This window comes from Candidatus Aquicultor secundus (assembly GCF_002791875.1).
GTDB classification, from domain to species: domain Bacteria; phylum Actinomycetota; class Aquicultoria; order Aquicultorales; family Aquicultoraceae; genus Aquicultor_A; species Aquicultor_A secundus.
Genome location: NZ_PFNG01000024.1, coordinates 1 through 10,282 on the forward strand (window position 1 = coordinate 1; position 10,282 = coordinate 10,282).

Sequence of the window (10,282 nt, forward strand, 5' to 3'; positions counted from 1 at the left end):
GCGTCGACCAGGGCTTTGGCGTGTTCTACGGGGGTATCCTTGTGGATGCCGTGGCCTAAGTTGAATATATGACCGGGACGTCCGCCCGCGCGGTTAAGAATATCTTGTACGCGCTCCTCGATACATTCCGTTGGACCGAACAGGGTCATCGGGTCGAGGTTTCCCTGTATTGCCTTGTCGTAGCCGATTCTCTGCCATGCGACATCAAGGTTGATCCTCCAATCGACACCGATCACGTCGCCGCCGGCCGCCGCAACAAGTTCTAGCAGCGTTGAGGCATTGTTCGCAAAATGTATCCTTGGTACGCCATCGCCCGCAAGGTTGTCCATAACCCGTTTGCTGTACGGCATAACGAATTTTTCATAGTCTACCGGTCCAAGCGCGCCGACCCAGGAATCGAACATCTGAACCGCCTGTGCGCCCGCCTGTATCTGCATCCGCAGGTAGCGGGTGACGATCTCGGCAAGTTTCTCCATTAGGCCGTGCCATGCCTCCGGCGCCTCGTACATCATGGCTTTGGCGTAGCGGTAGTCGCGCGAGCCGGAGCCCTCGACTATGTAGCTGGCGATGGTAAACGGTGCTCCGGAAAATCCGATAAGGGGGACGCGGCCTTCAAGTTCGCGCCGCACTATCTTGATCGCCTCGGCAACATACGGGGTGGCTTCTTCGGCTTCGATAATCCTGATCGCATCGACATCGGCCTTGGTGCGCACGGGATTATGGATGACCGGGCCCTCGCCTTTTGCGAACTCAAGGTCAATACCCATGCCTTCCAGGGGGAGAAGAATGTCGGCGAAGATAATCGCCGCGTCGACGCCGAGCACATCGACCGGCTGCAGCGTTACCTCTGTAGCTACTTCGGGTGTTTTGCACATCGTGAGAAAGTCGTGTTTCGCCCTTATGTCGCGGTATTCCTTTAGGTACCGGCCCGCCTGGCGCATTAACCATACCGGTGTCGCGTCTACCGGCTCACGCCTGCATGCTTTCAAGAAACGATCGTTAAATGCCATTTTCGTGCCCCTTTCAAAGCCGCTTATAGCTGATAGCCGATCTTTCCTTCAGGAGCTTTATCTCGATGTAGTCCGGTGGTTTCATGATTGCGTAGTTCTGAAGATTACTGCTTGCTTCTCAGCCATATACTTAGTAATTCTATAATATCGAAGCTCGATATATTTTTTTTTACTTATATTTTATGCTCCCGGTTACAATACTACCATTACAGCCTGGGTATTGTATAACCTGGACTTTTTACAAAAGCATGTTATACTTAGTTTATCTAAGTATTAGGAGAAATGCAAGGTGCAGTTTCTTGATCGCAATATAGATGAAATACTGGACGGTCTCTTAAGCATATTAAGGAAATCCCGCCCGCAGCATGTGAGCAGGATTTTGGGTATCAGCCGGGCCGAGCACAACGCACTCAGGATGCTCTCTGCAAACGAGGGATGCGATATCTCTACGTTTGCGACCAGCATCGGCGTCAGCCAGCCCACAGCGACCGTCACGGTAGACCGGCTGGTTGAGGCGGGATATGCGACGCGCACCCCCTGCACCGCAGACCGCCGGGTCACCCGCCTTCACCTAACAGATAACGGCCGCGATGTGGTTGAACGGTCAAAAGAAGCGCACCGCATGATATTGACGCCTTACGTCGAGCGCCTCTCAAGGGGAGAGCAAGAAGAACTCATCCGCATTCTCAAGAAAATGAACGAAGGATAACTGCTAACATCTGGTCATGGATAAACCCGTTGCTGGCAACGATTTCGGGGACACGTATGTCGTAGGACCGGCCTTCCATCCTGGTAATCCTGGCTCCGGCCTCGGCGGCAATTAAGCCGCCGGCGGCCATATCCCAGGGCTTCAGGCCAAATTCCCAGAAGCCGTCAAAACGGCCGCAGGCAAGGGAAATCAGGTCGATTGTAGCGGCCCCCGCCCTTCGAATCCCCTGGGCGTTGAGAGAAAAGCCGGTGAAAAGTTTAATTATGCGATCGGGATCGGTCCTGAAGTTATAGGGAAAACCGGTTGCAAGAAGCGATCTATCGAGTTCGCGGGTCTCGGAGACCCGAATCGGTGCGCCGTTTAGAAACGCGCCTTTCCCCTTTTCGGCTGTAAAGAGTTCGTCAAGGTTGGGTTCGTAAACCACGCCGACGGTTATCTCTCCCCGGTATTCAAGCGCGATGGACACGCCGTAAACCGGAAAGCCGTGCGCGTAGTTGGTGGTGCCGTCAAGCGGATCGATAATCCAGAGATACTCTGATTCACCCTGCTCGATGCCCTTTTCCTCAGCTAAAATACCGTGGTCGGGGAAACGCTCTTTTATCCCGGCGATGACCAGCGCCTCGGATGCAACATCGGCTTCAGTCACAAGGTCGACCGCCCCTTTAAAGGTTATCGTATGGGATTGTTTCGCCATTCTCTTGATGAGTTGACCGGCATGAAGCGCAAGCTCGACCGCAGTATTTAAGAAGTTTCCGGAGTCTTTCGTGTTTTTAGTACTTTCCATGGTATCTCAATTTCTAATAGCGGTACCAACGGCATCGAAGACAGCCCCGTCTATGCTATCTTCGAGCTTGATATACCCTGTTTTTGCATGACGTAAAAGAGAAACCGGCAGATAAGGCTATGCTGCCGAAATCTCCATAGTTCTTTCTTCATGCCACCCATCAATCCTACTATTAGTTAAGAAAAAGGCTTTATTTACGGTCTCTTTAACATCTTTGGGTAAGTTCTCAAACTTGTCGGTGAGATTGAGATAACTGAAATCGAGGCACTCGCGGGCGATTTCCATAAACTTCGCAAGCGATTTTTCGGTGAGGCGACCGTGCTTTTTCCACTGGTAGACGTAGAGGTTATAGAAGCTCAGTATGAAATCGGCGATTCGTGCGGCGGACTGCTCAGGGCGCCAATCGCTTACGTTTGGCGATTCGAAATTCTCGTTTAAACCGGTGATATACCTGATAAAGCCCTCCTGCCGACCCAGGACGAAGTCGTCTGTCATCGACTGAATGAACGCCAGGCGGATAAGCTTTTCAAAACAGTAAAGGCCTTTGCTGTCGATCTCTGTATTCTCGACCGCACAATGGGTTTCTTTAAAATATGATCGTATAATTGAGCCGCCGCCGGATAGCCTGATGTAGCGCTTTGCGTCGGCGAGTTCCGCAGGTGTAATATCAGATGTTCTAATAGATGTTTTGGATTTCTCTGGTCTTCCCATTTTGCCTCCCTATCGCCCGGATGTGGATTTTCTTCAAAGGTTGTATCGGCAAGTGAAACCGGCACTTCAGTGGTAAGTTTAAAATTTGTCTAGGGTATCAGATGTAAGATTACAGGATGGTGCTGTCATTCACCGTTGACTGGTTCAGGGAAAAACTTATAGGCGCTATCGAGGGCGAGACCAGAGTCGCGTAGCTAAATAGTTACGACTTGGTATCTTTACCGAGGGCATCCATGACGGCTTTCCAGCGTTCTTCGCCCAGACACGAGCGGGCGGACTGGCACCATTGGACGCAGGATGGGGTCTCTTTCTTCTCGACCCACTCCTTGCATTTGGGGCATCTTCTTCTCATCTCATCTGAAAATATCTCAACGGCATAACCGCAGTTGGGGCACGCATACACTCCCGCGGTTATGTTTCTCATATCAGAACCGGGGCACTTGGCAGACATTGTGATCTTCCTTTACAAAAACTTTACGGAACGTCACCGTTATCATTTTTACGGCTTAAGCTTAACATAAACAGGAGTCAGGAGCTAAGAGACTTCAGCGTTCATTTCGTTTACCTCGCGGGCGCCATCCGCTAACAGCTTACCTTCGTCGGGGGCGAGTATGCTGAGGAGGCGTTGGAATTCGCCGACATGGACTCGCTCCTCGTTTGCGATATCGATAAGGACTTTCTTTGAGAGCGGATCATCCGTCGCATCGGCATGCGTCATATACAGATGAACGGCCTCCTCTTCTGCACTAATATCCAACCGTATCGCACGTATCAGTTCTTCTTTCGTCATTTTTCTGGGCACCATGCCGCTAAACGGATTTACAAAGTCAGGCATTGGGATGCCTCCTTTCGTTTCCTCTCAAGTTCTTATCCTTGCCGATCATGCAGGCGTTTACCTTATACTGTAGTGTTTATACCCATACCTGGGGTGCTTAAAACTAAGAAAGGTGGGTGAACATCGTCACCCACCTCATTACTTAAGGCATATACTCAAGACATTATAACTGGACCGAATAACTTAAGCGGCCTTTCTCATGCGCTCTTCAGCCGGCATCGCGCGGGATTGCATCTGGCCTACTTTGTAGAGTGAATAGATAGAGTATAAACCGGCTAACCCGACAATCGCGAATATAACGTTGGAGAATAGAGTAATTGTCGCAGTCGGTGATCCGTTTCCGCTAAAGATCGCTCTAACCAGGTCGTAGTTGAAGAATCCGACCAAACCCCAGTTAAGTGCACCGATAACGGTGATAGCAAGGGCGGTCCAATCTAGCCAGTTAAGCCTAGGTCTGTTCATTACTGCCATCGATTTCACCTCCTAAAATCGTTCACTAGTACCGGTGATAAAACCCGGCTCTAATACACCGAGCCGGATTCGCCGGTCTACGTATTTAATTTCCCCGATCTAGCGTGTTCTAACAGGATATTTTATGTAATTAAAGCGTTCGGAGAAACGTATGAACTCTTCTGGCTAAAATGCCTGGATATGGAAGGGGTTAGAGTAGGGCCGGGTGGGGTACTATTTTATAGTTCGGCGGTATAGCGACCACCTTCTTGTACTTCGTGCTCAAGCCGTGCGACTTCACGCTTGGTCTCGGCAAAGAAGGAAAGCGATACGCCGATGGCGTCGAACCCGGATTTTATGAGAAACGGCAGCACCTCCGGGCTTCTTGCGCTCTCGCCTGCAACGCACGTGAATATGCCGTTTCTTCGGGCAGCACCGGCTATCTCGCCGAGCAGATGAAGCACCGCCGGATGGTCGGGCCTGAACAGATCGGCAACCTTCTGGCTCTCGCGGTCGACGGCCAGCGTGCACATCACGAGGTCGCTCAAGCCGATACTGATAAAATCGATGCCCTCGTTGATAAAATCGCCGAGCGTAAATACAACCGCCGGGTTTTCAACAGAGATGCCGACTTGGACATCCTCATGGGGTTTCAGCCCGACTTCACGCATGATCTGCTTTGCCTTGACCAGTTCATCGACAAAACGGATAAAGGGAAGCTTAATGCCGAGGTTTCCACCGGCTTTATGAAGGGCCCGCTTCATCGCTCTGAGTTCGAGTTTAAGCATCTCGGGCTCTTCAAGCTCGCGCCCGATTCCACGCCAGCCAAAGAGGGGGTTTCGCTCCTCAACGTCTTCGGAGCCTTTTAGCCTGCCGAACTCATCGGTTGGGGCATCCATGGTTTTGTACCATACGGGCTTATCCCCGAACATCGAAAGCGTCTGGATGATGCCGTTGGTTATGTTGTCCTCGAGATACGGCCCAAGCCCCTCTTTGATCATCTTGATAGGATGAACGCCGGATTCAAGCATGAAATAGTCGTCCCGAAGCGACGAGACGCCATCGGCAAGCGGGGCGATGCTGCGGGCTTTTTCGGGGATGAGGATCGAAACGAACACCCGCGTTTCGGTCGGCGGCACAGCGGGTATTTCTTTTACCGTAATACCAAGATCGCCCTCGTAAACCACGCCGCGAAAGCCATCGACGGTTACCACTTCATCCTCTCTAAGCTTTTCGGTAGCGTTGCCCGTTCCAAGAACGCAGGATACGCCGAACTCGCGCAGGATGTTGGCGCCATGGCTGGTGCTTCCCCCCTCATCGGTCACTACCGCGGCGGCCCGTCGCAGGTGGACGGCGAGGTCGTTGGTTATCCGGCGCGCAACGATGACGGTGTTCGGCGCAACCTCGGGTACTTCTTCCGGGCTGATCATATGGACGTACCCCGAGCCCACGGCAGGGCTTACGCCAACACCCCGCAAGAGAACGGTCTGCTCACCCACCTGGGGGAATAGCTTTTCATAGCGCTCACCAACAACAATGGGTCGTGATTGCAGAACGTAGAACCGGCCGTTGCTAAAAGCCCACTCGATATCCTGAGGGCTTCCGAACAATTGCTCAAGACGTATCCCGATCTCGGCAAGCTCGCACACCTCGCGGTCGCTGAGCTTCGGTAAGCGCAGCAATTTTTCAAAGATCGGCTTTCGCTCGCCGGTTGGGGTGATGAATTCGGTCTGCCTGCCCATCCTGCGGCTCACTATCATCTGCCGCTTACGCGAGTAAACATAGCGCTCGGGGGTTACCTCGCCCGATACGATTTCCTCGCCGAAACCGAAGATGGCGTCCACGATGATCTTGTCGGTGTCACCGGTCACGGTATCCATTGAAAACACGATGCCCGAGCGCTCGGCCGGTATCATCGCCTGGATTAACACCGCGACCCCGATCCCGGTTTGCCGGATTTGTGGGGTTTGCTTGGTTCGACGGGTTTGCCGGATTTGTTGGGTTTGTGTGGTCTGTTCGGCTTGCTGGGGCTGCTCTGTGAGCATGCCCTGTTCTTTGAGGTAAATGTGCGCCTCGGGCGTAAAAATAGAGGCCCAGCACCTGCGTACCGCATCGATCATATCTTCGAGACCATGAATGTCGGGGTACGATGAGAGTATCCCGGCAAAGCTTGCCTTCGGGGTGTCCTCGATGGTTGCCGAGCTTCGCACGATGAAACCGGCTTGCGCTTGCGGCGTTAAATCTTCGTAGATTTGTTGGAGCGCGGCTTGTATGTTGTTAGTAAGAGGCGTCGTCAAAATCGCTTCACGAAAATCGTTACATATATCTTCGAGAGTTTCGGATGGCGTCTGGGATGAGAGAAAGTCTGAGAGCAGCACAGCGATATTGGTACCGGCGCTGATATCGTCCAGAACCGTATAGAAGGCCTCGGCGGATAGGATGAGGCCATCGGGCACGCGAAAACCCGCCCGGTGCATGATCGCAACATTAAGCCCCTTGCCCCCGACCAGGGAGATTTCATCACGCTTAACCTCGTTGTAAGAATAAATAAGTTTCATAGTCATAAATCCTTTTTGCCACGCGGAGCGGTAGTTAAACTGCGTTTTATGGATCGATGTATGGTTTCGAGTTTTAGAAATCAAAAATAAACCTAAACCGTAAGGTTTTTATTCCCTTTTTGTCGGATATGCTCTTAATATTAGGTATGGCTATATGTTTGAGCTATGGGTTGCTTATCTCCTGAGTGTGGAACCTTTAGTGGTGTGGGAACATCGGACCGTTAACCGCTGTGACGTTGCCACCCGAAATGCCGGATGATTTTAACTTTGTTATGATACACTGTAGAAAAGCTCAGCCGGAAAGGTGGTATTCTGCATGTCGAAGACAATTGCGAAACTGGTTTCGCCGGATATTTCTTGTATGCATTGCGTGATGACCGTAAAGAATGGCCTGGGTCATGTGGATGGTGTGGATAGCGTAGAGGCCAACGCGGAGACTAAAGAGGTTACTGTGGAGTTCGAGGATGACAAGATCAGCCTTGACGATATTAAAGCAAAACTTGCCGAGTTGGGGTACCCAGCCCAGGGATAGGTTAGAGCGAGGGGCCCCTATCCACCTGGTATGTCAGCTTGATATCGCTTACGCGGGCGCCGGGTTCGAGAGTATCTGTCAGAACTAAGGTTGAAGCTAAGGCCACGATTACGGTTGTTCTATCTGTGATATAATACCTCACATGCAGGAACTTAAAGCAGCTTTATTTGATGTTGATGGGACGCTTCTCGATACGTCCGAGTTTATATTTCAAGCGTATGAGTACACGCTCGATAAGTTCGGGCTGGCTCCGAAGACGCGAAGCGAGATGGCCACCCTGATCGGCAAACCCCTTGAAACGTGTTACGAGTTGCTTGCGCCGGGCGTGCATATCGCAGGCATAGCAGATATAAAAGATATAAAAGATATAAGAGAGCTGGCGAAAGAGCTGGCGAAAACCCACCGGTACTTCCAAGGCGAGCACCTCGACCTCTCAAAACCATATCCGGGAACCGCTACAGCCCTTGAGGCGCTAAAAATCGCCGGGATCAAGATAGCCGCCGTTACGACACGGCAGAGGTCGTCATCGGTAAAAACGCTTGAGCTTGCGGGGATAAGCGAATTCATTGATTTTGTGGTGGCGCTTGAGGATGTAACGCACCTGAAGCCCGACCCCGAGCCGGTGCTAAAAGCACTTGCATACTTAAACGTGCAACCGGTCGATGCCATCATGACCGGGGATAGCGATGTCGATATCTTTGCGGGCAAAAACGCGGGGACGGCGACCGTTGGGGTTACCTACGGCTTTCATGGCGTGCGAATCGCGGATAGCAACCCGGATTATGTCATCGACAGTATAGGGGAGATCATCCCGGTAGTTCTGCCAGAGGTGTCCGAATGCCCCGTATCGCGTACCTGATCCGTAAAACCAGCGGCGGAATGCAAACACACATCTGCGGGCTACTCTCGGAGCTGGACCGCTCGAAGTTCGAGCCCATCGTACTCTCGCCAGCAGCGCCAAAGCTTTTTTCCTTCTTGAGCGACCTCGGGATATCCTCTTTTGAGGTCGAGATGGCGGATTCTATCTCCCCGAAAGCCGATTACCTTTCGGCGCGCTCGGTTGCCGACGTGCTGCGCCGGGTGAGACCGGATATCATCCACATGCACGGCAACAAAGCGGCGGTTGTCGGATGGATGGCTTCGTATATGCACAAGGTAAAGTACATGATTACCACGGTGCATAATTTCCCCAGTAACTTAAACCCCTCGTTGAAGTATTATGTCGTGGCCAAGCGGGTGAATAAGATGATACTCAACAGGGCGGACCGCCTGATTGCGGTATCAAGCGAGATAAGGCGCTGCCTGGAGGACGAAATTGGGATAGCGCCGCGCAAAATCGACGTGATCCCAAACGGGATCGATATGAAGTATTGGGAAGTTTATAGGGCCGAAGATAAGGACGCAGGCAACGTAAATATGGGCGATAGGGGAACTGGCGCTGACAGTAAGAAAATGCTGGGGTTACCTGAGGGTGCGGTTTTGCTTGGGGCCGTAGGGCGGCTTGTGCCGTTCAAGGGGCATGCTGTTTTGCTGCAAAGCATGGCGCGTGTGATAGCGAATCATCCCGGCGCTTATCTTATAATTATCGGGGACGGCCCGCTACGCGGTGAGCTTGAGACCCAGGCGGGCGAACTTGGGATTCTAGACCATGTAAAGTTCTTGGGATTCGTCGATGAACCGGGGCGTTACATGGCGGCGCTCGATATATTTGTTCTTCCATCGATTAAAGAACCGTTTGGGATCGTTATCCTGGAGGCAATGGCGCTCGGCCTGCCGGTGGTAGCAACACGCGGCGGCGGCGTACCAGATATTATAGAGGACAGCGTATCCGGGCTACTCGCGGAACCTGAAGACGCTGAATCGCTTGCCGATGCGATTGAGAGAATGCTTGCCGATAAGGATTTGCGGGAAAAGCTTGCCCGGCATTCTTTGCAGATGGTTACCGCAGACTTCACCATCAAATCCATGGCGGATAAGACGTTCAGGGTTTATTCCGAGCTTTTAGCAGGTAGATAACCTCGACCCTATTGCCCGGTAAAAGCCGAAATTCCCTCACCGAAGAGCGCGCCCACTGTCGCACCCATCACGATCATCGGGAATTTCACATCTATGCGTGATTGGTTAGAACATAACGTGCTTATAAAATATCCTTTTTGCCAGCTCGGCCCCTGCGATATAGAGGACAAGGATACCTCCCAGGACCGGCAAGAACACCGGGGGTATAGCTGTAAATGAGAAGAGCTTTGAGAGGGAGGTGAAGGGAAGTAGTATCGTTACACCGAAGACGAGCAACGTGGCCGCGGCCAGATACTTGCTCGGCCTGCTGGCAAAGAACGGCTTTCTCGTGCGGATTACGAGGACGATGAGCGATGCCGAGACAACCGATTCAATAAACCAACCGGTCCTGAACTCGGTCGGCCCGGCGTGCAGGATGAAGAGGAGCGCCCCAAATGTAAGGTAGTCAAACACAGAGCTTAAAAGACCGAACGTCAGCATAAACTTGCGGATGAAATCGATATTCCAGCGCCTGGGACGGTCGATCAGTTCGCGGTCGACAAGATCCGTCGAGATGGTCGTTTCGGGAAAATCGGTCAGAAGATTGGTAAGTAAAATCTGCGTCGGCAAAAGCGGCAAGAATGGTAAAAACAATGAAGCCCCGGCCATGCTGAACATGTTGCCAAAGTTGGCGCTTG

General features: G+C 52.1%; 12 protein-coding genes. 4 read left to right on the forward strand and 8 right to left on the reverse strand.

All coding sequences use genetic code 11. The annotated features are described in order from the left end of the window. On the reverse strand, positions 1-1,010 hold a 1,010-nt coding region (gene hemE / locus COY37_RS00825; RefSeq protein WP_286975538.1), incomplete at its 3' end, for a uroporphyrinogen decarboxylase. Between the two features lie 289 nt (positions 1,011-1,299). Here hemE and COY37_RS00830 point away from each other — a divergent pair. Further along, positions 1,300-1,719: a MarR family winged helix-turn-helix transcriptional regulator gene (locus COY37_RS00830; RefSeq protein WP_286677455.1), complete on the forward strand. Its 420-nt coding sequence runs from the start codon at positions 1,300-1,302 to the stop codon at positions 1,717-1,719. Here COY37_RS00830 and COY37_RS00835 read toward each other — a convergent pair. From COY37_RS00835 to COY37_RS00860, 6 genes are all read right to left on the reverse strand, one after another. Continuing rightward, complete coding sequence (locus COY37_RS00835; protein WP_286677456.1) at positions 1,697-2,503, reverse strand: inositol monophosphatase family protein; 807 nt, start codon at positions 2,501-2,503, stop codon at positions 1,697-1,699. The genes COY37_RS00830 and COY37_RS00835 overlap by 23 nt on opposite strands. Before the next feature lie 117 nt (positions 2,504-2,620). After that, positions 2,621-3,214, reverse strand: a complete 594-nt coding sequence (locus tag COY37_RS00840; RefSeq protein WP_286677457.1) for a hypothetical protein — start codon at positions 3,212-3,214, stop codon at positions 2,621-2,623. 202 nt (positions 3,215-3,416) lie between these two features. Next, positions 3,417-3,665, reverse strand: a complete 249-nt coding sequence (locus COY37_RS00845; protein ID WP_286975540.1) for a hypothetical protein — start codon at positions 3,663-3,665, stop codon at positions 3,417-3,419. 84 nt (positions 3,666-3,749) lie between these two features. After that, entirely contained in the window at positions 3,750-4,049 is a 300-nt protein-coding gene (gene encB / locus COY37_RS00850) for an encapsulin nanocompartment ferritin-likeEncB family encapsulin nanocompartment ferritin-like cargo protein cargo protein (RefSeq protein ID WP_286677459.1), read from the reverse strand. 183 nt (positions 4,050-4,232) lie between these two features. Continuing rightward, a complete protein-coding gene (locus tag COY37_RS00855; RefSeq protein WP_286677460.1) occupies positions 4,233-4,520 on the reverse strand; it encodes a DUF378 domain-containing protein in 288 nt (95 codons plus the stop codon). A gap of 218 nt (positions 4,521-4,738) precedes the next feature. Next, positions 4,739-7,057 carry a PEP/pyruvate-binding domain-containing protein gene (locus COY37_RS00860; protein WP_286677461.1) on the reverse strand — a complete coding sequence of 773 codons (2,319 nt, stop codon included), beginning with the start codon at positions 7,055-7,057 and terminating at the stop codon, positions 4,739-4,741. A 316-nt stretch (positions 7,058-7,373) separates the two neighbouring features. On the opposite strand from COY37_RS00860, the gene COY37_RS00865 reads away from it, so the two are divergent. From COY37_RS00865 to COY37_RS00875, 3 genes are all read left to right on the forward strand, one after another. Next, positions 7,374-7,589: a heavy-metal-associated domain-containing protein gene (locus COY37_RS00865; RefSeq protein WP_286677462.1), complete on the forward strand. Its 216-nt coding sequence runs from the start codon at positions 7,374-7,376 to the stop codon at positions 7,587-7,589. Between the two features lie 142 nt (positions 7,590-7,731). After that, positions 7,732-8,448 carry an HAD-IA family hydrolase gene (locus COY37_RS00870; RefSeq protein WP_286677463.1) on the forward strand — a complete coding sequence of 239 codons (717 nt, stop codon included), beginning with the start codon at positions 7,732-7,734 and terminating at the stop codon, positions 8,446-8,448. Next, the gene (locus COY37_RS00875) at positions 8,427-9,605 is read left to right on the forward strand and encodes a glycosyltransferase family 4 protein (protein ID WP_286677464.1); all 1,179 of its coding nucleotides are present in this window, start codon (positions 8,427-8,429) and stop codon (positions 9,603-9,605) included. Before COY37_RS00870 ends, COY37_RS00875 begins: the two co-directional genes overlap by 22 nt. 105 nt (positions 9,606-9,710) lie before the next feature. Here the strand turns inward: COY37_RS00875 and COY37_RS00880 are convergent. Then, positions 9,711-10,282 (reverse strand): cation transporting ATPase C-terminal domain-containing protein (locus tag COY37_RS00880; protein WP_286975544.1); only part of this gene is annotated, 572 nt, incomplete at its 5' end.